The organism is Maribacter vaceletii (assembly GCF_003634105.1).
Taxonomy (GTDB): domain Bacteria; phylum Bacteroidota; class Bacteroidia; order Flavobacteriales; family Flavobacteriaceae; genus Maribacter_B; species Maribacter_B vaceletii.
The window spans coordinates 1,599,386-1,622,080 of record NZ_RBIQ01000007.1 but is presented as its reverse complement, the minus strand read 5'-3'; the positions used below and the strand labels follow the sequence as shown (position 1 = coordinate 1,622,080).

Below are 22,695 nucleotides of genomic sequence, written 5' to 3'. Positions count from 1 at the left end.
TTTTTTTAATGAATATTACCCATTAACTTTTTAATAATTGGTGAAGTTATTAAAACCAATATACCTGCTCCTATAGAATATTTAGCTATTAACAAAAAACCATCTGTATAAACAGCTAATGTTTCAAAACCTCCTACATTTTTATCTGTACTCTCAATAGCCAATTGCTTACCAATAAAACCTACAATTTGGAATGCAAAAGCAGAAGATAAAAACCAAACTCCCATAATAAATGCAATTAAACGCAATGGAGCTAAATCGGTCATTTTTGATAACCCAACAGGAGACATAAACAACTCTCCTACTGATAGTAAAAAATACATTAATAATAAATAAGCAAAGGGTACTAATCCACCTTCATTAGCACTAGCACCACTTATTGCCAGAACATAAAAACTTATACCTGCAAAAAGTAAGCCTAGACCAAATTTATAAGGTGTTCTTGGGTTTTTATTACTCTTACTTAACCAAGTCCACATCATTGAGATGGGAATAGCCAAAATGATTATAAACATAGAATTTAATGAGTTTGTTTGCGCTGCAGACATAATAGACAATTCTACATTACGAGCTGCAAACAAAGTAATTACACTACCTGAAAGCTCATGAAAACCCCAAAAAATTGTCATAAAAAAAGTCAATAAAACAGCTACAAATAGTTTTTTACGCTCATCTGCAGTTGCTTTAAACATTTCATAAGCCAAATAAAGCAAAACTAGTAACCCAATAGCTTGAAAAATGATATTTACAATATTCTTATCTGCAAAAAAACCATCTGTAGCTACAGATTTGTAAGAGGATAAGAGGAATGCAATTAATGGCGCTGTTAAAACCGCTATAACAGGAATCATAACACCTTGCTTAACACCTAAAATTTTCTTATTCATTACCTCTTCATTTGGAGGCAAACCTCTATTCCCAAAAACGTTCTTTTTAATTCCGCTCCAGAAAAAGATTAAACCAGCTAACATTCCTATACCTGCCAGTCCAAAACCATAATGCCAACCATATTTATAGGCAAGCCAACCACAAAGTAGAGGAGCTATCCATCCTCCAATATTAATACCCATATAAAATATGGTAAAACCAGAATCTTTTTTAGGGTCTCCTTTTTCATAAAGTGTACCCACAAAAGTGGAAATATTAGGTTTAAAAAAGCCATTCCCTACAATTATTAGGGATAGTGCTAAGAAAAAAGCTATGTTATTTTCTATAGCGAGCACAAAGTGCCCTATAGACATAAGAATACCTCCTAAGAAAATAGAATTACGCATTCCTAAAATTTTGTCCGAAATTTTTCCGCCAATAACAGTAGATGCATAAACTAAGGAACCATAAGAAGCATATACTGCTGCAGTAGCAAAATCTCTTTCTACCAAAGCTGCAAAAATAACCTCCACCATATAAAGTGTAAGTAATGCTCGCATTCCATAGAAACTAAAACGCTCCCATAATTCAGCAAAAAATAAATAAAAAAGCCCTTGTGGATGCCCAAAAAGTTCTTTCTGTGGTGTTACCTCATTTATATTTGACATATTCTAATTAGTTAGTTTTTTTATTATTTATTAAGGATTGTTTATAGTCTACCCTTTTACTTTAGTCGAAGTTTTAATAGACTTTTCTTTTGTGCTAGTTCTTGGCTTATCTCTTAAGTTTTTATTCCAAAAATTAGTCATCTTATTGTATAAATGAATTCTTGTATTACCGCCATATATACCATGGTTTTTATCTGGATACACAGACCACTCAAACTGCTTATTTGCTTGTATTAATGCTTCTGCCATACGCATGGTATTTTGCACATGTACATTATCATCTCCAGTACCATGGAGCAACAAATAATCACCCTTTAAACGTTCTGGATAATTTAATGGTGAATTTTCATCATAACCACTGGCATTTTCTTGTGGAGTTTGCATATACCTTTCTGTATAAATAGTATCATAAAAACGCCAAGAAGTAACTGGTGCAACAGCAATTGCAGTTTCAAAAACGTCATTACCTTTTAAAAGACAGTTGGTAGACATAAATCCGCCATAGCTCCACCCCCAAATTCCTGTTCTATTTGCATCTATATAAGGTAATTCGCTTAATTTTTCTGCTGCTGCAATTTGGTCTTGCACCTCATACTTACCTAATTCTTTTTGAGTTACTTTTTTAAAGTCCCTGCCTTTATAACCAGTACCTCTACCATCTACACAAACAACTATATACCCTTCTGAAACTAGCATTTGATGCCAATAATCATTTGCTCCTAACCAACTATTAGACACATTTTGAGAACCAGGTCCACTATATTGATACATTATCATTGGATACTCTTTAGATGCATCAAAATCTAGTGGTTTAATCATATACATATTAAGGTCATTCCCGTTAACAGATAAAGTAGAGAATTCTTTTTTACTTATTTTATATTCCTTTAAAGTAGTTAAAAGAGCACTGTTGTCTTTTATATCTTTTACTTTTTTACCACTCAAAGCAGTATGTAGTGTATATTTTGAAGGCGTTGTTGCGCTAGAATATGTATTAATGTAGTAGGTAAAATCTGCACTAAAATCTGCAGAATTATGCCCTTCTACAATAGATAATTCTTTTTTGTTTTTACCATTGCTCTCTGTACTATAAACACCACGATTTATAGAACCATTTTCGGTAGATTGGTAATATACTTTATCTTCATTTTGGTCATACCCATAATAACTAGTTACTTCCCAATCTCCTTTTGTAATTTGATTTACCAATTCTCCTGAATCGTTATAAAGGTAAATATGATTCCAACCATCTTTTTCGCTAGTCCAAATAAAGCTATCGTTTTCTAAAAAAGTTAAGTCATCTGTAATATCTACATAAGCAGCATCTTTTTCTTCTAATAACACAGATACCTTATTATTTTTAGCATTAACAGATAGCAACTGTAAATTATTTTGATGACGATTTAAGGTCTGTACACTTAAATAATTAGCATTATGCATCCACTTAATACGTGGTATGTAATAAGGATTGTTAAGATTTACTGCTGCTGTTTTTCCAGATGTAACATCAAACATATGTAAAGTTACTTTAGCATTTTCTTCTCCTGCTTTTGGGTATTTAAATACTTCTTGTGTTTGGTACAACGCTGCACCATACACATCCATAGAAAATTCTGGAACGTTTGCTTCATCAAAACGTAAAAAGGCAATTTTTGTGCCGTTAGAATTCCACTCAAAAGCCCTTACAAAAGCAAATTCTTCTTCATAAACCCAATCTGTAATACCATTAATAACTTCATTTTTCTTACCATCTGTTGTTATTTGCTTAGTGGTATTTGTGGCAATATTAAATAAGAAAATATTATTATTTTTTACATAAGCTACCTGCTTACCATCTGGAGATAATGACGGTTCTTGAATTTTATCTTCTGCTATTTTTACAATTTGCTTACTTGCAACATCATATATAAAATAAATTCCTAAAGTAGAATGTCTGTAAATAGATTCTAAATCTGTAGCTAAAATAATCTTTGATTCATCTTTACTAAATTCATAAGACGAAAAATAATTTACGTCTTTTAAATCTGATGAAGAAACAATAGTTTCTACCTTCTTTAAGGTGCTATAATTATACGTATCAATAGATGTTGTTCTTGTATTTCTATCAAAATTAAGAACCGTATACTGCTTTCCATTTTTTAAAGAACGTAATACATCCATCCCTTCTGTTCTAAAAGCACCTTGATAAATTTCTTCTACTGTTATTGTTTTGTCCTGCGAAAATGCGATTTGTAAAAAACCAACTACAAAAAGAACAAAAATGTAATTTTTTCTCATAAATGTTTTAAATTTTAATAAATCCATCAAGAATACTAATAATTTTACTAAAAAGAGCATTTTACAAGAAAAATATAACAAAGAAATGTGTTAAATAGATTTTTCCGAATCTATTCCCTTTATCCTTATATTTACGCCTATTTTAATAGTTTTTTACATCTAGATGTAAATTAAAATAAATACACCTATGACCAAGCCTATTACAGGTTTTTCTAAACTTACCAAAGCAGAAAAAATAGATTGGATTGCTAACGAATACACCAAGCATCCAGAAGCCACTAAAAAAATACTTTCTGATTATTGGAATACAGACGCCCAATTACAAAAACTGCATGATGAGTTTATAGAAAATACTATTTCTAACTTTTATTTACCGCTAGGCATTGCTCCAAATTTTTTAATAAATGGAAAATTACTTTCTATACCAATGGTTATAGAAGAAAGTTCTGTTGTAGCAGCAGCCAGTAAAGCAGCAAAATTTTGGTTAGAACGTGGTGGTTTTAAAACTACCATTATTGGTACTGAGAAAATTGGGCAAGTACATTTTATGTATTCGGGAGACCTTCCTAAATTACAAGGTTTTTTTAAAACAGTACACTCTAAACTTATTAATGAGGCTTCTTCCATAACAAAGAATATGGAAAAAAGAGGAGGTGGCATCACTAAAATTGAATTAAGAGACAAAACAGATAAATTAAAAAATTACTACCAGTTACATTGCACTTTTGAAACCATGGATGCTATGGGTGCTAATTTTATTAATAGCTGCTTAGAGCAATTTGCTACTACTTTTAAGAAGGAAGCTCAAAACTATGCGTTGTTTAGCGACAAGGAAAAAAATATAGAGGTAGTAATGAGTATCCTCTCTAACTACACTCCTAATTGCTTAGTAAAAGCAGAAGTTAGCTGCCCCATAGAAGATTTAAACTTACATAATAAAGTATCCCCAAAAGAGTTTGCTCAAAAAATGGTTAGAGCCATTGCTATTGCAAAATCAGAACCGCATAGAGCTGTTACACACAACAAAGGTATTATGAATGGTGTAGATGCTGTAGTGTTAGCAACTGGTAATGATTTTAGAGCTATAGAGGCTGGCGTACATGCCTATGCATCAAAAGATGGTTCTTATAGCAGTTTAACACATGCTACCTTAGAAAATGGTGTTTTTAAATTTTGGATAGAAATACCCCTTGCATTAGGAACTATTGGTGGCTTAACTAATTTACACCCCTTAGTAAAACTAGCTTTTGAAATTTTACAAAAACCATCTGCCAAAGAACTTATGCAAATTGTTGCAGTAGCTGGTTTGGCTCAAAATTTTGGCGCTGTTAGCTCTTTAGTTACTACTGGTATTCAAGAAGGACATATGAAAATGCATCTTCTTAATATTCTTAACCAATTAGGAGCCACAGAAAAAGAAAAAGAGGCTATAATTAATCATTTTAAAAATAATACCGTTTCCCATAGTGCTGTTTTAGAAGCTTATGAGAATCTTAAAAAATAAGAAATGAACTCCACTTTCTATAGCAATGGTAAATTACTATTAACGGGTGAATATGCTGTTCTAGATGGAGCTTTAAGTTTAGCTATACCAACTAAATATGGGCAATTATTAACGATTAAAAAAAATGATACTCCAAAAATTATATGGACTAGTTTAGATGAAAAAGGAGACACATGGTTTAAAGCAACTTTACTTATAAAATCTGATGATTCTACAAATTCCATACGCTTAGAGGTTGAAAATAAAAATAATTTAGATATTGATGCATTATCTACTGCAAAAACTTTAATTAACATTCTAACAGAAGCACAGAAGCTCAACCCATTTTTATCTACGACAAGTGGTCATTTTGTTGAAACCAAATTAACATTTCCAAGAAATTGGGGACTTGGGTCCTCTTCTACTCTAATTAATAATATTGCTAGTTGGGCTAAAGTAGACGCCTACAAATTATTATGGAATGCGTTTTCTGGAAGTGCGTATGATATAGCGTGCGCGCAACACAATTACCCTATAACTTATAAATTAAACCAAGGAAAACCTGAAGTTAGCAAAACAGATTTTAATCCTCCATTTATAGATAATCTCTATTTTGTTTATTTAAATAAGAAGCAAAACAGTAGAAAGGGTATTGCTAATTATAAATCTATAGCTAAAGATAAAACTAACTTAATTGCAAAAATTTCTGAGCTTACACAACAAATGCTCACGACTGAAAGCCTAACTGACTTTAACTCTTTAATTTTAACTCATGAAAAACTTCTTTCTAGCTTTCTACAAACACCCACGCAAAAAGAAGCTTTATTCTCAGATTTTGAAGGACACATTAAAAGCTTAGGAGCTTGGGGAGGCGATTTTGTTTTAGCAACTGGAACTCCAAGACAAATGCGTTATTTTAAAAGAAAAGGATATTTAACACTAATACCTTATAAAGAAATGGTACTATAAAAAAAGCCTTCCAATTTGGAAGGCTTTTTTTTATATATCTTGTGTGATATCTTTTATTAATAAAAAGTAGCTCTATTATCTTTAATATCTGCACCTTCTTTTAATGCATTATAAACTTCCGTAGTAACTTTTGTACCATTAGAGTTTTTTAAAGAATTTGCATACGTACTATAGTTATCTAATTTAATAGCATCTGTCTTTTTAGTAACCGTAACCATAAAAACACCTGTATTACCTTCTATTAATTTAGAAGTTTCATTTTCTGCTAAACCAAAAGCATTACCAACAACTACAGGCTCATTACCAGCCCCAGGAATTGTAGGAGATTTTACTGTTAAAGCAGATGCTGTAGAAACAGAAATATTATTATCCTTTGCAAAAGCATCTAAAGCTTTACCACTGTTTGCACTAATAATTTGTGCTGCTTTTCTTTGTTTACGTAATATTGGCAACACAGAAGCAGAAGCATCTTCTGGAGACATAAGTCCCTTTTTATACTTTGCAGTTAATTGTGCTATAACATAGCCATTATTAACGTTAAACCTTTTAATACTCCCATTATCCGTATCTTCATTAAATGCCCATTGCACTATACTACGTTGTGTTCCTAAGCCAGGTAAATTTTCATCCATAGCTTTTATTTTATTTACAGGACGCACACTATATTCATTTTCCTTAGCCAAATCTAAAAATGCTTTAGACCCCTCTATAGATTCCATTTCAAATTTAGTAGCATCTGTAAATAACGTATTAATAGTTTCTTCTGATGGTAAAATTTCTCTGGTAATAGTTGCTATTTGGTAAATATCTTGTTTATCATCTATTTTAATTACATGAAAACCAAAGTCTGTTTCTACTAATCCAATAGCACCTACTTTATTGCCAAAAGCAAAATCATTAAATTTTGGCACCATAGTACCTCTTTGGAAATATCCTAAATCTCCACCGTTAGCAGCAGATGGTCCGTCTGAATTATCTCTTGCCAATTCTACAAAAACAGTTCCTGTCTTTTTAGCGTCTTTTAAAAGCTCCTTTGCTTTTTCTTCTGCTTCTTCCTTAGTTCTTTTTACTTCTGGGTTAGCTCTTGTTGCTCCTTCATAAGCAATTAAAATATGACTTGCTTTAACAGAGCCATTTGTTTTTTTAGCAACCATCTTAGATAACTTATAAAAGTTACCATCTTTATAAGGGCCATATATATTCCCAACACTTAAAGTTGCTAATGTATCTGCAAATAAAGCTGGTAATTGCTTTTTATCTTTATAAATAGTATCAAACTTAGTATCTGAATTTCTATCTAAAAACGCAGCAACATTTTTTGTGTTTCTAAATCCTAAGATAGTATCGTTCCTATCTGTTTGCGAATTATACTCTACCGTGTTATCTAATAATTTTGTAATTTTTTCTTTTACGGCAGTTTCATCTGCAGCAGATGCTTTTTCTTCAAAATACACAAATTGAATGTCTCTTGCATCTTCTTGTTTATACTCTTCTTTATGCGCATTAACATAAGAAGAAATATCGCTTTTAGAAACTGAGATAGTACTGTCTGCTATAGAAGAGTAAGGAACTCTAGCATATTTTATATCTACTTTATCATTAGCTAACTTATAATCTAACTCTCCTTCTTTTAGAGTTGCACCTACACCTGCTTTTATAAGGTTGTAATAGGTTTGTTCTTTTGCTAATTGAATAATTGTTTTTTCTGTCTCTAACCAAGCATCATACTGTGCTGGGCTATTAGATTTCCAATCTGCAATAGTATTTTTAAATCGGTTAGGGTCAAAAACTCCATTTTCATTCTGAAATTCTGGGTTTTGAGCATATCCCGTAGTTTTAAGAAAATCTATAATTTGATCTTGCTCAACACCAATACCTAAATCTTCAAATTGTTCTCCTAAAATAGTATTTTTAACTTCCTGATCCCAAACTTGGTTTACAAGTTGTAAAGAGGATGTAGTTGGCCCAACACGTCTAGATGCAGCTTCTACTTTAGATCTAAAAGCATCTATAGAAACTTCTTCTCCATTTATCTCTGCAACAGCAGAACCTACTTTTCCACCGCCCATATTACTACTAGTAAAAACACCTGAAATTACAAATGCGAATAGTGCTAAACCAATAATAAGGATTAAAACGGTTGTTCTTTTTCTTATATTTTCTAAAATTGCCATTGTTTGGAATAATTAAAATCAGTTCGCGAAATTACCATTTTTAATTGAAATAATAAAACCTAAAAAACACCATAAGACACTTATTCTTTCTTCTAGTCTTCTTCTGTTATTTTAAGAGCTACTAAATCTATTTTTGTATTAGAAACTTCGAGAATTGTAAATTGAAAATTATCTATTATTATTTCTGAATCTTGTTCCGGTATTTCTCCTGTTTTATATACTATAAATCCGCCTAAAGTCTCATACTCATCACTTTCTGGCAATTCTAATTTATAGTTTTCATTTATATAATCTACATCTAACCTAGAAGAAAACAAAAAGTTAGTTTCATCTATTTTTTCTTCTCGTAAATCCGTAGAATCATGCTCATCTTCAATCTCACCAAAAAGCTCTTCTACAATATCTTCTACAGTAATTATTCCAGATGTTCCGCCATATTCATCTAAAACTACTGCTATACTTTTTCTTTTTTTAGTAAGTATTTTAAGAATGTCATGAATTAAGATAGTCTCTGGAACTAGCTCTACAGGCAATAGAATACTTTTTAATGTTTTCGGCTTTTTAAATAACTCATACGAATGTATATACCCAATAATATCGTCTATAGTTTCTTTATATATTAATATTTTTGAATACCCTGTTTCTGTAAAAAGTTTAGCCAAATCTTTAGGAGATTCATTTAATTCTACCGCAGTAATCTCTGTCCTTGGCACCATAACTTCACGAGCCTTAACAGCAGTAAATTCTAATGCATTCTGAAAAATTTGAATTTCAGAATCTACCTCATCATTAGCCTCCACAGTCTCCATTTGTTCTGTAATATAGTCTCCTAATTCCATTTTACTAAAAGCTAGTTGTACCTCATCCCCATCGGTTTTAAAAAAGGTTTTTAAAATAAAATCGGATACCTTCAACACAAAATCAGAAATTATTGAAAATAATATATAAAATATATAAGCTGGAAAAGCTAATACTTTTAATAGGGTATTAGAATAAATTTGAAAAAGAACTTTTGGTAAAAACTCTGCAGTAACAAGTATAACAAGGGTAGAGATTAGCGTTTGTGTAAACAAACTAAAATCGGTTAAGAATACATGAAAAAAACCTGTGGTTGTTCCTTGGATATTTAGGAAAATACGCATTAAAAGTTCTCCCATATACAAACCATAAATTACTAATGCTATATTGTTGCCAATTAGCATGGTTGCTATGAACTTTGATGGTTTTTTAGTTAACAGTGTAAGTATTTTTGCTAAAAAACCTTCTTGCTTTTTCTCTATTTCTATATGTATTTTATTAGCAGAAATAAATGCAATTTCCATTCCTGAAAAAAAAGCAGAAAATAAGAGAGAAATGATTATAATAATTAGGGAAGTTTCCAAGACATTTATTGGTTATCGCGTTTTCTTTGCTCAAATTTTTCACGGTAGTTTCTTCTAAAAAAGAACATTCCAATAGATACCGCAGCAAAGAAAATAAATAAATATGCAGAATTTTTATCTATACTCCAATCGGTAAACACTCTATACACAGAGAAAAAAAACACTATTAAATATAAATACTCTGTATAACGTAAAATCTTAATCATCTTTTTCTTCTTTAATAAGCATTAACCCATAGGTTTTATGAGCGTTTAAGAAACTTAAATCTTTATTAAAATCCATCCCTTCCCCATCCATTACGGTACCATCTTCTGGATTTGTAAAAGTAAACTTCTCTTGCGTAAATATCCACTCATTAGATTGATCCCAATATAATTGAGGTGTTTCTAACAATTTACCATCATGACTTTTTATAACCACATTCCCTTGTAAATCTATAACATTTGTTGCACTATAAATAATACCATAATCGGCAGTAATGGTGCTCTTTTTTTTGTTTTCATCAAAAAAATCTACATGTACTCCGTTTGGAAAAGTTCTATGTGGAAATTTTAAGTTATCAAAATCTTCACTAATAGCACTAGTTAAAATAGCTAAAACCTTTGATGCTTTTTTATCGTCGGAATCTAGTTTTTCTTTTGTTTCTGTATAGGTAAGTACAAAATTTTTAGCAACACCTTGAGGAAATATATTAGGCTTAGCCTCTTCTCCTACTCTTTTATAATTGTCTTTACATGAAAAAAAAAGCATTGCCATGGAAAATACCATGGCAATGCTTTTTAAATTATCTGTAAAAAAATTTCGCATCTTATAAATTAGGAACTTTTACGCTACCACCTGCCCAACACTTAAACGTAACGGTTTGGCCAGCTTTACCAGCTGTAAAAATCATTTCTTTTGTTGGTGCTTTTGCAGAATAACTTGCTGCAGATTGGTTTGCTCTACCACTTAGTGATGGATCTACTCTTCCAGCTTTTCTTGCCATTTCTGCTGCTTTCCAATATATAGCACGTTTTTCAAAAGTTGTTGCTCCACAACTGTTTGCACTACTTGCATACAAACTTGCAATTAATAAATACGCTTTACCATTAGATGAATTAGCATTTATTGCTTTTTGCGCATAGCTTCTAGCTGTAGATTTGCTTCCTCCTTTTTTGTAAATAGTAGCTATTTTATATAATAAGTTAGATTTTTTATAAGAATCATTCTCTAACTCACCAGCTTTATTAAAATCTGATATTGCTCCATTCTTGTCTCCAGACTTAAGCTTTAACATACCACCGTACATATAAGCATCTGCAGATGGATCTAACTTTAATTGCTCATCAAATAACTTTTTGAACATTGGATCTTCAGTACATTCTTTACTAAACATTCTTCCTACTGCTCTTTTTACCCATTTAACATCACCCTTTTTTTCTTCAAAGTTTTTCTCGTATAATGGTATTAAGTTTCCACAATCTGCAAGAGCTCCTAATTTAGAATCTATACTTCCTGCAATTTTACCAAATGATTCTGAATTTGTTGTTGCAGAACTTAAACGTTTCTTCTCTTTAGAAGTTAAAGTACCTGCTTCTTCTTTAGGTAGTAACTTTGTAATAATGTTTGTTAATTTAAGATTTTCATCTTCTATTTTTTCATTAACATCATCATAAACATCAAAAACTTCTTGAAGTTCTTTAGCACCTGAGTTATGTAAATCTACCAAACTAGAAAAATATAAGTATAATGCTTTAGGGTTTTTAAAGTTTGCTTTATCATTAACAAATGCATCTCCTAACATAGAATATATTTCTGCATCATTAGTCATTTTGTTATCATACTTTAATAACACTTTATCTATTGCTACAGCTGCAGGAGTTGCTTTTTTAGGAAAATGTTTTACACTATTGTCATACAAACTTATTAAGTCTGAAATTAATGCATCTTTATCCGCTCCAGAAGATTTTTTAATTTTGTCTTTTAAAATTCTTTCTCCATAGGCAAAATTTGCCCAGTTTAAAGACGGGCAATTGTCATATACCATTTTCCATGGTGTATATGCCGCTTCATAATTTTTAACTTTAGCATGCTCAACATATATAGATAAGTTGGTCATACATTCTTGATTTTGAGCCTGAGCATTGCTTACTCCTATTGTTCCCAAAAACAATATTGCTGCGAAGTAAAGTTTCGTTTTCATATTACTGTTTTATTTTAAAGTGGTTAATGTACTATTTTTTAATTAATTTTTCTTTTCTGGAACCACAAATCGTTTAAAGAAAGTCCTATATTAATTTTAAAGTAGTTTTCTTCTATTAAATTTGCTGTAGAAGTCCCTCTTTTTCCTAATTCAAAACCTAGGTTAATATTAGAAAAACTTCTTCCCAGTGGTAGACCTAAACCAAAAGTTATGCCAAAATCTTTAATTTCTTTATTATTTACAATCATTCCAGAGTTATCTGCACGCAAACCAGCCCTGTAAGTAACTCTTTTTAAGTAACTTGTAAATGATGAATATTCTGGTATATAAAAACCTCCAAAGGAGAAAGCAGAAGCATCTCCGTAAGTAACATTTGTTGCTCCAAGGAAGTCATTAGAAAAAGAATCTAAAGATTGTATACTATATTCTGCTCCTAAAAACCATTTCTTTTCTTCTCCAAAACCTACTCCTAAAGTAGTTGCTGGAGCAATTTTAAATTCTGTATTTCTTAAGCCTTGCGCATCTAAGTCTACATCAATTAATTCTATATTTATTCCATTATCTGGTGAAAAAGAACCAATTTCTTGGCTATTACTTGAGGTTAAATTACCCTGAGTCTTAACCCTTAGAGAAGTATATAGTGTATGCTTTTTTGTTACCTTAGGTGTATAATTTACTGCTAAATTAAAATCTATTCCATTTATTTTAGATTCTCTACGGTCAAAGGTTCCAAATTGAATACCTTCTGTAGATTGTACCCTACTACTATTAATAGTACCAAAATTAAAATTCGCAGTTGCTCCAAAGCTAAGATCTTTCATAAACTCATAGCCTACAGAAAAATAAACTTTATTTAACCCACCTTCACCTGAATATACATTTGACACAGCCCCTTGGCTTCCAGTTGTTCCTTGTTCAATATTATACCCTACAGAGGAGTGGGGCATTAATCCAAAACCAATACCTAGTCCTTTTCCTAAACTAAAACCAAGTGCTAAATAATCTAAATTTGTTAAAGCGGTTTCTTCTTCTTCAGTAAAACTACTAAGTGTTATTCTGTTATGAGAAATACCCGCTGTATACGTTGTTAAACCAACCTTATCATTACCGGAAAGTCCTAACTTACTATATGCTGCAGGGTTTTTAAGATTTACGTGTATACTATCTGCATAAACTCCTAAGCCCCCCATCATTTGGTTTTCTACAGTACTTGTAGTTCTTAACTCTCCTATTCCAAAGTAAGAATATGGAGAAACTGACCCTTCTTGAGCGTACATACTAACCGAAGCTATGCACACAATTGCAATTAAAATTTTCTTAATCATCTAGTGCTTGTTGTATTCCAACAAATAGTTTAGTCCCTTTAGCAGGAATTTGGAATCCGCAAATATGGTATTTTTTAATCGTTTTGACAAAAAATGAGTATCTCCTCCTGTTAAAATAACTGTTAAATCTTTAAATCTGCTTTTATATTGACCAATTATCCCTTCTATTTCTGTACAAACACCATTAACTACGCCACTATGAATACTTGTTTCTGTAGAGTTTCCAATAAAATCTTCGGTATGTTTTTTATCTAGCAAAGGCAATTTTGCCGTTAAATTATTTAATGCTGTATACCTCATAAGAATTCCAGGAGAAATGGCTCCTCCTAAATATTCTCTATCACTATTCACAAAATCATAGGTTATACAAGTACCAGCATCTATAATTAACACATTCTTATTAGAATACAAGAGTACTCCCGCCATTGCTAGGGCAATACGGTCTACCCCTAATGTTTTTGGACTACTGTATTTATTAACAAAAGCAGTTTTAGAACTAGATGTTAACTCATGTAACTGTGTTCTTTTTGCTATTTTTTTTATAGATTCATTATCTAACCTACCAACAGAAGAAACTATAGTTCTACTAATATTGGGGTAATCTTTAAATATATTTTCTAAATTTTCTGATAAAGAAATTAACTTAACAGAAACCACATATAGCAAGCTATCTTCCTCGAAAACAGCCAGTTTTACATATGTATTACCTACATCTACAATTAAATTCATGTTACAAAGATTAAGAAATGTAAAAAAACAATCGTCTTTTTTTTCATTTTTGTTTGTATATAATAAATTTGAACATATATTTGCACCCGCTTAACGGCATGGTGCCTTAGCTCAGTTGGTAGAGCAATGGACTGAAAATCCATGTGTCCCTGGTTCGATTCCTGGAGGCACCACAATTAAACCCTGCATACGCAGGGTTTTTTGTTTTTAAGAACTTATCATGCATTATTTATATATTATTTACTCTGTTACATTGGATAAATATTATACAGGTGAATCCACCGACCCAATAACTAGACTTGAGCAACACAACGCACATTATTTTCAATAACCTGTAATTTTTTTAAAGTATTCCCGACAAATTTCACATAAAACTTTAGACAAAAAAACAAGTTTTCTATCAAATAATTCTAATCAAAATTAAGCTGATATTTGTAAAACAGTATATTTGTTATACTCATTAAACCTATAAAATAGTATGCGAAATATATGGTGTTTTTTATTTTTAATTTGCAGTTTTTTTAGTTTACAATCACAATCTAAGCTAGATAAAACTCTAAAAAACTACAACAAAGAATCTGTACCCTATATTCAAGTTGCTAATTTAATTCCTAATGATAGTATTGTTTTATTAGATAGCAGAGAAGAGGCTGAGTTTAACGTAAGCCATATAAAAAATGCTATCTGGGTTGGCTATGATACTTTTAATAAAGATAGTATTTCAAAAAAAATCACTAATAAAAACGCTCCAATCGTTGTGTATTGTTCCATTGGCGTTCGCTCAGAAAATATTGGAGAAACGTTACAAAAAATGGGGTTCACTAATGTTAAAAATTTATATGGCGGAATTTTTGAATGGAAAAACCAAGACCAGCCTGTATATAATTTAAATCAAGAAAAAACGGAAAAAGTACATGCTTACAACAAACATTGGGGCAAGCTTTTAAAAAAGGGCGAAAAAGTTTATAAATAAATACAAAGTCTGCATAAATAATGGGTGTATTATCTCCAAATGAAAACAAAACCGATAAAAAAGCAATTCGTTTTGAACTTGTAAATTCTAAGAACTTACTTCTAATTTTTACCAGAAATCCAGAATTAGGAAAATGTAAAACTCGTTTAGCTGCTACTGTTGGCAAAAATGCAGCTTTAGATATTTATAAATTTCTATTACAACACACAGCTAACATTACAAAAAACATATATGCCACTAAACAAGTATTTTATTCTGAAGAGATTTGGGAAAAAGATACTTGGAATACTACCATTTACAATAAAAAAATACAAAAAGGAACAGATTTAGGAGAGCGAATGTTCAATGCTTTTAATGATGGATTTAATTCCGGTTTTGAACATATTGTTGTTATTGGTAGTGATATGTATGACTTATCCCAAGAAGATATTGAAAAGGCATTTATTCATCTAAATACTAACGATTATGTTGTTGGACCAGCAATAGATGGCGGGTATTATCTTTTAGGAATGAAAGCTCCCAACTCCAAATTATTTAAAAACAAAGAATGGGGTACAAATACCGTTTTACAAGACACATTAAATGATTTAAAAAACACAAAAACACATATTTTAGAGGCAAAAAATGATGTAGATGTTTATGAAGACATTAAAGACATTAAAGCCTTTAAACCATTTATAAAAATCATATGACAATTACAAAAAAACAGTTACAAGAGTCTGTAGACTTTCTTGAAAAAAAAGGATTTTTAAACCCTGAAATAGGTATAATTTTAGGAACTGGCTTAGGCAAGCTAGTAAATGAAATAGAAGACCCAATAACAGCTCATTATAATCACATTCCATTCTTTCCATTAGCAACGGTAGAATTTCATACTGGAAAATTAATCTATGGCACTATAGAAGGCAAAAAAGTAGTGGTTATGGAAGGTCGCTTTCATTTGTATGAAGGATATGATTTTATGGACATTACCTACCCTATTCGTGTAATGCACCAATTGGGAATAAAAAACCTTTTTGTATCAAATGCAGCAGGGGCAATAAATTTAAATTACAAGAAGGGAGATATTATGCTTATTGAAGACCACATAAATCTTCAGGGTGGCTCTCCTTTAGCTTTTAAAAATGTAGCAGAATTTGGGGATCGCTTTGTAGATATGCTAGAACCCTATGACCTTGCTATGCGTAAAAAAATAGAAGCTATTGCTATTAAAAATAATATCTCTATACAAAAAGGAGTTTATGCATCTGTAGTAGGTCCGCAATTAGAAACCAAAGCAGAATACCGTATGCTAAAAATTATTGGTGCAGATGCGGTAGGAATGAGTACCGTGCCAGAGGTAATTGTAGCAAACCATTTAAAACTACCCATTGTAGCAGTATCTGTACTTACCGATGAATGTGACCCTGACAATTTACAACCAGTTAATATTCAAGAAATAATAGAAGTAGCAGGCAATACAGAACCTAAAATGATACTGCTATTTAAAGAATTGATAAAGCAATTATAACTTAAAAATCACCACTGCATTGTAAGGTTTTAAAACTTTTAACAACTAAAAAATAAAGCTTTACAATGCAATTTTATAGCTACACATTTTTATTACTATTTTCTCTTTTTAGCAACCTAGTAAACGGGCAATCTAATAAAATAGAGCATAGTAGTTGGGATTCTCTTTTAAAAACTCACGTAGATCACAATGGAAATGTAGATTATAAAGGGTTTTTAAAAGACACTACTACTTTATCTAATTATATAAACAAATTAGAAAGCAAACCTATAAATAACACGGCTAATAAAAATGAAAAATTAGCATACTATATAAACCTTTACAATGCTGCAACTGTAAAACTTATTTTAGACAACTATCCTACAAATAGCATTAAAAACATTTCAAAACCTTGGGATAAGCAATGGATAAAAGTTGGTAACAAAACTCTTTCTTTAGGAGATATTGAACATAAAATTCTAAGAAAAATGAACGAACCAAGAATTCATTTTGCTATTAACTGTGCTTCTTTCTCTTGCCCAATGCTAAAAAATGAAGCTTTTATTGCTTCAAAAATAGAAACACAATTAGAACAAGCAACTAAAGACTTTATTAACGATTCTAAACGAAATAAAATCTCCTCATCAGAAGTAGAATTGTCTCAAATTTTTAAATGGTTTAAAAAAGATTTTACAACAAAAGGGACTATTGTAGACTTTATAAAACCATATACTACTATTAATTTTTCTAAAAAAACAAGTGTAAAATACCTAGACTACAATTGGAGTTTAAATGAAAAATAATCCCCCACAAATATCTATTGTTATTCCCGTTTTAAATGAAGAAAAAAGTATTCCTAAATTACTTTCTCATTTAAAAACCAATATTTCTAAAAGTAATTTTATAAAAGAAATAATTATTGTTGATGGCGGCAGCACAGATAACACTGTTTCTATTGCAAAAGAAAATGGAGCTATCGTTATTTCTTCAAAAAAAGGCAGAGCCAAGCAAATGAATACAGGAGCAAAAAAAGCTACTGGAAATATTTTCTATTTTTTACATATTGATACTTTTCCACCTAAAAATTTTGATGCCTTAATAGCAAATGCGTTTCTTAAAAAACAAAATGTAGGATGTTTTCAAATGAAATTTGATAACAACCACTTATTTTTAAAATTCTTTGCATGGTTTTCTAAAATAAACCATAAAATATGTAGAGGAGGAGACCAATCTTTATTCATTTCTAAAGAACTCTTTAATTCTCTAAATGGTTTTAATGAAAACTTTATTATTTATGAAGATAATGAGTTTATCAGTAGAGTTTATAAAGAACATACTTTCACTATTTTACCACAAAAAGTAAAAACCTCGGCAAGGAGGTACGAGAAAATTGGAATCTACAAACTACAATATTACTTCGGCATTATTCATTTAAAAAAACACTTTGGAGCAAGCCCATGTGAACTACACGATTATTACAAGAAAAAGATTGCTATTCACTAATCCTTACTAGTTGTTTCCCAACATTCTTTTTTTGGAACAAACGATTAAGAGCAATTGGCATATTTTCCAATCCTTCTAAAATATCTTCTTGGTAATCTAACTTTCCGTCTTTAATCCATTGCGACATTTCTTTTTCTGCTATTGGAAATTCATTTTCAAAATCATATATAAAAAATCCTTCCATTTTAGACCTCGTAGCTCCTATTCTATGCCAATTTTTTAAAGGATAAACAGAGGCGTCTTTACCCTCTAAATATTGAGAAATTCTTCCACAACAAACCACTCTAGCGTATCGCTTTAACTTTGTTAAAGCAATATCTAACAAAGGCCCACCTACGTTATCAAAATAAACATCTATGCCATCAGGAAAAAAAGTATCAATTTGAGCCCCAATATTTTCACTATTATAATTAATAGCCCCTATATAGCCCAATTTCTCTACTAACAATCTGCATTTTTCATCTGTACTTGCAAAACCAACTGCCTTAGCTCCTTTTATTTTTGCCAAACTACCTACAGAGGAACCTACACCACCAGCTGCTGCTGAAACCAAAACGTTTTCTCCTTTTTGTAAAGCCCCAACTTTATACAAACCAAAATAAGAAGTAAAACCTGTCATTCCCAAAACACCTAGTGCTGTAGAATAAGGTAAAATTCGCTGTTCTACTTTATACATCATATGGTACGGACTTCCATCACAAATAACATATTCTTGCCAACCACATTTTCCTTGTACAATATCTCCAACACTAAAATCTGCATTTTTACTTTCCACTACTTCGCCAACACCTCTACCTCGCATTACATCTCCTATTTGTAAAGGACTTTCTATACCTGCGCCATCTAACATATAAAATTTCATCACAGGAGCTACAGACAAGTAAAGTACTTTAATTAAAAACTCGCCAAATTTAAGTTTTGGCAACTCTACTTTTTCTAATTTAAAATTATTAGAAGAAATAAAATCTGTAGGACGAGAAGCTAGAACTAGTCTATTATTTTGCATAACTAAAATGGTATATTTTTTGAATTAAACATTTAATTAACTATATTAACAATTAATTAAATTAACCATTTTTTATTACCTAAACAAATTTAACTACTCTAATATGTTTTTAAATAGTATATATACATTTCTATTTTTACTACTAATCCTTTTCTCATGCAGTTCTAAAGAGGAATTTTTCGAGAACGCTATCTGCATAGAAAACATTAATACAATAGACCCTCTAGAGGGTTTAAAAGAAAAGCAAACTGTAGTTTTAAAAGATGGTAAAATTTTTAAAATAGAACACAAAAAAAACATTGTTCTTTCTAAAAAAAACACAATTATTGATGGCACAAATAAATACTTAATCCCTGGTCTTTGGGATACTCATGTGCATTACGACTATATCAAAGAATTAACCCCAATAATGTCTTCTTTATTTTTAAAATATGGTGTTACTAGCGTTAGAGACACTGGTGGCAAAATTAATATAGTAAAAAAATGTAAAGATCATTCTATTGCTAATCCAACTTTAGCTCCAAGAATATTTATGGCGGGCCCTTTATTAGATGGTATCTCAAATGTATATGATGGTAGTGATGCAAGACACCCTGAACTTTCTGTAGCTCTAAATTCTAAAGAACAAATTACTAACCAGATACAATACTTAGAAAAAATGGGGGTAGATTTTTTAAAGGCTTATGAGATGCTAACCCCAGAACAGTTTAAGCATATTATAAAGATAGCAAACCAAAAAGGTCTTAAAGTAACTGGTCATGTTCCATTAAGCATGGATGTTATTAGCGCATCTAATGCAGGCTTACATAGTATGGAGCATATACGCAATCTAGATTTATCTTGCGCCTCTAACTCTCAAGAGCTATTAAGAGAAAGAAGAGCTCTATTAAAAAATACAATACATAGCCATGGTGGAGAATTACGGCTAAACATTCATAATGCCCAACAGAAAAAAGCTATTGCTAATTATGATGATACTAAAGCCGATTCTATTTTAACTATCTTAAAAGAAAATGATACTTGGCAAATACCAACATTAGCGTTAAATACTTTTTTTAGTAGAAGATATTTTGAAAAGAAAGAATGGCAGAGTAGCTATTCTGCCTTACCAGACTCTATTGCAAATTATTGGCAAAATAGATCCAAAGCTTTAACACAAATAAAAGCCTCAGATTTTAGAAAAGAGTATGATGAATGGCATATAAAAATGGTAAAAAAAATATATGATAAAGGGATTCCAATTATGGCAGGCACAGACACACCTATAGCTTACTTAACTCCCGGGTTAAGTTTACATGAAGAACTAGCTGCATTAGCAGAAACTGGCATACCAATATTAGAAGTATTAAAAACAGCAACAACAAATCCTGCAAAATATTTTAACTTAGAAAAAGAACTAGGCCAAATTAAAGAAACCATGTGGGCAGATTTACTTATTCTTAATGCCAACCCTTTAAAAAACATAGAAAATACTAAAAAAATTAACACCGTAATTAAACAAGGGAAAATATACAAGTAAAAAAATATCCTAACATTTTAACATTCAGATTTTTGTTTATTAAATTATTTAGTTAACTTTATTAACTATTAATTTAATTAATTAATTATTCCAATTACTTAAAAACCCAAATATGATTACACTTAAAACAAAAAATAAGAAATTAAATTTAAAGACAAGTAAAATTTTCTATCCACTATTTTTACTTACATTTTTACTAATTTCTTCCTGTGGACAAAAAGAAAAAAAAGAAGAACCAACCTTTAATATAAAAACTGAATCAAAGACCACTCCTATAGCCGAAACTAATTCCGATAAAACGCAAAATACAAACGTTCTAGGAAAAAGAATGTTTATTGCCTGTGCTGCCTGCCACAATTTAAAAAAAGGGGAAGCGCATAAAGTTGGACCTAATTTATATGGCATTTTTGGCAAAAAATCTGCGACTACAGAAGGTTTTGAATACTCTGAAGCACTCAAGGCTTCTGGAATAACATGGAGCGAAGAGACCATTCGTAAATGGATGCAAGACCCTGCAGGTTATGTTCCCCAAACTAAAATGGCTTTTGTTGGTATTAAAAAAGAAGAGCAGCAAACTGCTTTAATTGAATACCTCAAAGAAGAAACAAAAATAGAAGAATAATTAATCTACCATGTCATGAAAACGAATAGAAGAAAGTTTATTCAAGGAATTGCTGGTGCATCAGCAGGTTTAATATTACCGGCAAGTTGTACTACCAACTCCAAAAAAGAATCGGCTTCTTCTGAAGCTCCTGCAATTCATATAAAAAACAAACCTATTAAAGCCTCTCATGATGTTATTGTTGTTGGCGCCGGACTTTCTGGTTTACATGCTGCAATGCTTCTAGAAGAATCTGGTTACGATGTACAAGTAATTGAAGGTAGACAAAGATTAGGTGGTAGAGTTTACACGCTGTTAGATGTTCCTGGAAAACCAGAAGCTGCCGGGGAATACATTGGGGCAAACTATGCTCGTATGATCAGTACCGTTAATAAACTTGGTTTAGAAATGTATAATCCGGAAGGAGGAGGAAATAATAGACCATGGTTATATAATATTAAAGGAAATTATATAGATGCTAAAAACTGGGAATCTCATAAGTTAAACCCTTTAGAAGGAGAGGATAGAACCTTATTACCGCACCGCTTTCTTTCTACTATATCGCATAGAGACAATCCTTTATCTGGAAAACCTTTAGATGCTTGGTTAGAACCAGAATTTCATAAATACGATATTCCTCATGATCAATACCTCAGATCTAAAGGCGTAAATGAAGAAACTATTCGCTTAATGAATGTTGTTATACATTCAGGAGGAATGCACAGAACCTCGGCAATAAATGAACTGCGCCGTTATCACGTAATGCATTTTAGTAGTGGTAAAATTAGTTTTCCAGATGGTACAAATTGGAAAATGGTAAAAGGAGGAAACTCTTTGTTACCAGAAGCCATGGCAGGTAGCTTAAAAAATGAACCTCATTTAGGTAAAACTGTAGTAGGTTTTAAAGAAGAAAATGGCATTGTACAAGTGAGTTGCGCCGATGGTAGTGAGTATAGAGGAAAGCACATAATCTGTAGTATTCCTATCTCCGTTTTGCGTAATGTAACTTTTGAACCTCATATCTCTGGAGTTACTAAAGAAGCTATTGATCAAATGGATTATGGACTTTCTGTCCAAGCTCATTTCTTAGTTAAAGAGCCTTTCTGGGAAAAAGATGGTATGGAGGCTAATATGTGGACTGATGGTCCTTTAGAACGATTTGCAGTACGTACCAAAAGAAACAAAACTGACCCAGATGCTGCAATAGCTTATATAAACGGGCCCGAATCTAACAAATTTAGATTAATGACGGATGATCAAGTCTTTAATTATGTAGAAATGAAATTGGCCGAAATGAGACCCTCTACAAAAGGAGCTCTAGAACGATTAATAATTCAATCCTGCGAGAGAGATGTTCATGGAGCTGGGGACTGGGTATACTGGCAACCTGGCCAGGTAAAAAAATTCGCAAACCACATGCGAAATAACCATGGTAATATTCATTTCTGCGGAGAACATACTTCTATTATGGAAAGAGGAATGGAAGGTGCTTTTGAGTCTGGAGAAAGAGCCGCTCTAGACATTATTCTTAATGCTTAATAATAACTT

General features: G+C 31.3%; 21 protein-coding genes and 1 tRNA gene. 12 read left to right on the top strand and 10 right to left on the bottom strand.

What is annotated here, in order from left to right:
• Positions 1–5: 5 nt before the first annotated feature.
• On the bottom strand, positions 6–1,535 hold the full coding sequence (locus CLV91_RS06710; RefSeq protein WP_121065218.1) for a peptide MFS transporter: 1,530 nt from the start codon (positions 1,533–1,535) through the stop codon (positions 6–8).
• Between the two features lie 48 nt (positions 1,536–1,583).
• Positions 1,584–3,812, bottom strand: a complete 2,229-nt coding sequence (locus tag CLV91_RS06705; protein ID WP_121065792.1) for a S9 family peptidase — start codon at positions 3,810–3,812, stop codon at positions 1,584–1,586.
• 187 nt (positions 3,813–3,999) lie between these two features.
• Between CLV91_RS06705 and CLV91_RS06700 the strand changes: the two genes are divergently transcribed.
• Together CLV91_RS06700 and CLV91_RS06695 are read left to right on the top strand one after the other, a co-directional pair.
• On the top strand, positions 4,000–5,316 hold the full coding sequence (locus CLV91_RS06700; protein WP_121065215.1) for a hydroxymethylglutaryl-CoA reductase, degradative: 1,317 nt from the start codon (positions 4,000–4,002) through the stop codon (positions 5,314–5,316).
• 3 nt (positions 5,317–5,319) lie between these two features.
• Complete coding sequence (locus CLV91_RS06695) at positions 5,320–6,264, top strand: GYDIA family GHMP kinase (RefSeq protein WP_121065213.1); 945 nt, start codon at positions 5,320–5,322, stop codon at positions 6,262–6,264.
• A gap of 56 nt (positions 6,265–6,320) precedes the next feature.
• Here the strand turns inward: CLV91_RS06695 and CLV91_RS06690 are convergent, their stop codons facing one another.
• From CLV91_RS06690 to CLV91_RS06660, 7 genes are all read right to left on the bottom strand, one after another.
• Positions 6,321–8,438 (bottom strand): peptidylprolyl isomerase, encoded by a 2,118-nt coding sequence (locus CLV91_RS06690; protein WP_121065211.1) that lies wholly within the window; start codon positions 8,436–8,438, stop codon positions 6,321–6,323.
• A gap of 92 nt (positions 8,439–8,530) precedes the next feature.
• Positions 8,531–9,820 carry a hemolysin family protein gene (locus CLV91_RS06685; RefSeq protein ID WP_121065209.1) on the bottom strand — a complete coding sequence of 430 codons (1,290 nt, stop codon included), beginning with the start codon at positions 9,818–9,820 and terminating at the stop codon, positions 8,531–8,533.
• A 5-nt stretch (positions 9,821–9,825) separates the two neighbouring features.
• The gene (locus CLV91_RS06680; protein ID WP_121065207.1) at positions 9,826–10,026 is read right to left on the bottom strand and encodes a hypothetical protein; all 201 of its coding nucleotides are present in this window, start codon (positions 10,024–10,026) and stop codon (positions 9,826–9,828) included.
• Positions 10,019–10,627, bottom strand: a complete 609-nt coding sequence (gene lptC / locus CLV91_RS06675) for an LPS export ABC transporter periplasmic protein LptC (RefSeq protein WP_121065205.1) — start codon at positions 10,625–10,627, stop codon at positions 10,019–10,021. Before lptC ends, CLV91_RS06680 begins: the two co-directional genes overlap by 8 nt.
• A 1-nt stretch (position 10,628) precedes the next feature.
• Positions 10,629–12,002 carry a tetratricopeptide repeat protein gene (locus CLV91_RS06670; RefSeq protein WP_121065203.1) on the bottom strand — a complete coding sequence of 458 codons (1,374 nt, stop codon included), beginning with the start codon at positions 12,000–12,002 and terminating at the stop codon, positions 10,629–10,631.
• 38 nt (positions 12,003–12,040) lie between these two features.
• On the bottom strand, positions 12,041–13,327 hold the full coding sequence (locus tag CLV91_RS06665; protein ID WP_121065201.1) for a hypothetical protein: 1,287 nt from the start codon (positions 13,325–13,327) through the stop codon (positions 12,041–12,043).
• Positions 13,328–14,056, bottom strand: coding sequence for a type III pantothenate kinase (locus CLV91_RS06660; protein ID WP_121065199.1), 729 nt, complete (start codon positions 14,054–14,056; stop codon positions 13,328–13,330).
• Between the two features lie 100 nt (positions 14,057–14,156).
• On the opposite strand from CLV91_RS06660, the gene CLV91_RS06655 reads away from it, so the two are divergent.
• The 7 genes from CLV91_RS06655 to CLV91_RS06625 all read left to right on the top strand — a co-directional run bounded on the left by CLV91_RS06655 (position 14,157) and on the right by CLV91_RS06625 (position 18,021).
• Positions 14,157–14,229 (top strand) — tRNA-Phe (locus tag CLV91_RS06655).
• A 47-nt stretch (positions 14,230–14,276) separates the two neighbouring features.
• Positions 14,277–14,387, top strand: coding sequence for a GIY-YIG nuclease family protein (locus CLV91_RS17010; protein ID WP_121065197.1), 111 nt, complete (start codon positions 14,277–14,279; stop codon positions 14,385–14,387).
• A gap of 147 nt (positions 14,388–14,534) precedes the next feature.
• Entirely contained in the window at positions 14,535–15,029 is a 495-nt protein-coding gene (locus tag CLV91_RS06645) for a rhodanese-like domain-containing protein (RefSeq protein WP_121065195.1), read from the top strand.
• Positions 15,030–15,049: 20 nt separating this feature from the next.
• Complete coding sequence (locus CLV91_RS06640) at positions 15,050–15,721, top strand: TIGR04282 family arsenosugar biosynthesis glycosyltransferase (RefSeq protein WP_121065193.1); 672 nt, start codon at positions 15,050–15,052, stop codon at positions 15,719–15,721.
• Positions 15,718–16,539: a purine-nucleoside phosphorylase gene (locus tag CLV91_RS06635; protein ID WP_394340484.1), complete on the top strand. Its 822-nt coding sequence runs from the start codon at positions 15,718–15,720 to the stop codon at positions 16,537–16,539. The genes CLV91_RS06640 and CLV91_RS06635 overlap by 4 nt, the downstream gene beginning before the upstream one ends.
• Before the next feature lie 65 nt (positions 16,540–16,604).
• Positions 16,605–17,321 carry a DUF547 domain-containing protein gene (locus CLV91_RS06630; RefSeq protein ID WP_121065191.1) on the top strand — a complete coding sequence of 239 codons (717 nt, stop codon included), beginning with the start codon at positions 16,605–16,607 and terminating at the stop codon, positions 17,319–17,321.
• Positions 17,311–18,021: a TIGR04283 family arsenosugar biosynthesis glycosyltransferase gene (locus tag CLV91_RS06625; protein ID WP_121065189.1), complete on the top strand. Its 711-nt coding sequence runs from the start codon at positions 17,311–17,313 to the stop codon at positions 18,019–18,021. The genes CLV91_RS06630 and CLV91_RS06625 overlap by 11 nt, the downstream gene beginning before the upstream one ends.
• Here CLV91_RS06625 and CLV91_RS06620 read toward each other — a convergent pair.
• A complete protein-coding gene (locus tag CLV91_RS06620) occupies positions 18,011–19,027 on the bottom strand; it encodes an NADP-dependent oxidoreductase (protein ID WP_121065187.1) in 1,017 nt (338 codons plus the stop codon). The two genes, CLV91_RS06625 and CLV91_RS06620, sit on opposite strands and share 11 nt — an antisense overlap.
• Positions 19,028–19,130: 103 nt before the next feature.
• On the opposite strand from CLV91_RS06620, the gene CLV91_RS06615 reads away from it, so the two are divergent.
• The 3 genes from CLV91_RS06615 to CLV91_RS06605 all read left to right on the top strand — a co-directional run bounded on the left by CLV91_RS06615 (position 19,131) and on the right by CLV91_RS06605 (position 22,686).
• Positions 19,131–20,546 (top strand): amidohydrolase family protein, encoded by a 1,416-nt coding sequence (locus CLV91_RS06615; protein WP_121065185.1) that lies wholly within the window; start codon positions 19,131–19,133, stop codon positions 20,544–20,546.
• Between the two features lie 112 nt (positions 20,547–20,658).
• On the top strand, positions 20,659–21,168 hold the full coding sequence (locus CLV91_RS16945) for a c-type cytochrome (protein WP_211333194.1): 510 nt from the start codon (positions 20,659–20,661) through the stop codon (positions 21,166–21,168).
• A 15-nt stretch (positions 21,169–21,183) separates the two neighbouring features.
• On the top strand, positions 21,184–22,686 hold the full coding sequence (locus CLV91_RS06605; protein ID WP_121065183.1) for a flavin monoamine oxidase family protein: 1,503 nt from the start codon (positions 21,184–21,186) through the stop codon (positions 22,684–22,686).
• Positions 22,687–22,695: the final 9 nt, after the last annotated feature.

Coding starts and splice junctions, on each gene's coding strand:
- CLV91_RS06710 (WP_121065218.1), bottom strand. CDS start 1,535: ATGTCAAATATAAATGAGGTAACACCACAGAAAGAACTTTTTGGGCAT.
- CLV91_RS06705 (WP_121065792.1), bottom strand. CDS start 3,812: ATGAGAAAAAATTACATTTTTGTTCTTTTTGTAGTTGGTTTTTTACAA.
- CLV91_RS06700 (WP_121065215.1), top strand. CDS start 4,000: ATGACCAAGCCTATTACAGGTTTTTCTAAACTTACCAAAGCAGAAAAA.
- CLV91_RS06695 (WP_121065213.1), top strand. CDS start 5,320: ATGAACTCCACTTTCTATAGCAATGGTAAATTACTATTAACGGGTGAA.
- CLV91_RS06690 (WP_121065211.1), bottom strand. CDS start 8,438: ATGGCAATTTTAGAAAATATAAGAAAAAGAACAACCGTTTTAATCCTT.
- CLV91_RS06680 (WP_121065207.1), bottom strand. CDS start 10,026: ATGATTAAGATTTTACGTTATACAGAGTATTTATATTTAATAGTGTTT.
- lptC (WP_121065205.1), bottom strand. CDS start 10,627: ATGCGAAATTTTTTTACAGATAATTTAAAAAGCATTGCCATGGTATTT.
- CLV91_RS06670 (WP_121065203.1), bottom strand. CDS start 12,002: ATGAAAACGAAACTTTACTTCGCAGCAATATTGTTTTTGGGAACAATA.
- CLV91_RS06665 (WP_121065201.1), bottom strand. CDS start 13,327: ATGATTAAGAAAATTTTAATTGCAATTGTGTGCATAGCTTCGGTTAGT.
- CLV91_RS06660 (WP_121065199.1), bottom strand. CDS start 14,056: ATGAATTTAATTGTAGATGTAGGTAATACATATGTAAAACTGGCTGTT.
- CLV91_RS17010 (WP_121065197.1), top strand. CDS start 14,277: ATGCATTATTTATATATTATTTACTCTGTTACATTGGATAAATATTAT.
- CLV91_RS06645 (WP_121065195.1), top strand. CDS start 14,535: ATGCGAAATATATGGTGTTTTTTATTTTTAATTTGCAGTTTTTTTAGT.
- CLV91_RS06640 (WP_121065193.1), top strand. CDS start 15,050: ATGGGTGTATTATCTCCAAATGAAAACAAAACCGATAAAAAAGCAATT.
- CLV91_RS06635 (WP_394340484.1), top strand. CDS start 15,718: ATGACAATTACAAAAAAACAGTTACAAGAGTCTGTAGACTTTCTTGAA.
- CLV91_RS06630 (WP_121065191.1), top strand. CDS start 16,605: ATGCAATTTTATAGCTACACATTTTTATTACTATTTTCTCTTTTTAGC.
- CLV91_RS06625 (WP_121065189.1), top strand. CDS start 17,311: ATGAAAAATAATCCCCCACAAATATCTATTGTTATTCCCGTTTTAAAT.
- CLV91_RS06620 (WP_121065187.1), bottom strand. CDS start 19,027: ATGCAAAATAATAGACTAGTTCTAGCTTCTCGTCCTACAGATTTTATT.
- CLV91_RS06615 (WP_121065185.1), top strand. CDS start 19,131: ATGTTTTTAAATAGTATATATACATTTCTATTTTTACTACTAATCCTT.
- CLV91_RS16945 (WP_211333194.1), top strand. CDS start 20,659: ATGATTACACTTAAAACAAAAAATAAGAAATTAAATTTAAAGACAAGT.
- CLV91_RS06605 (WP_121065183.1), top strand. CDS start 21,184: ATGAAAACGAATAGAAGAAAGTTTATTCAAGGAATTGCTGGTGCATCA.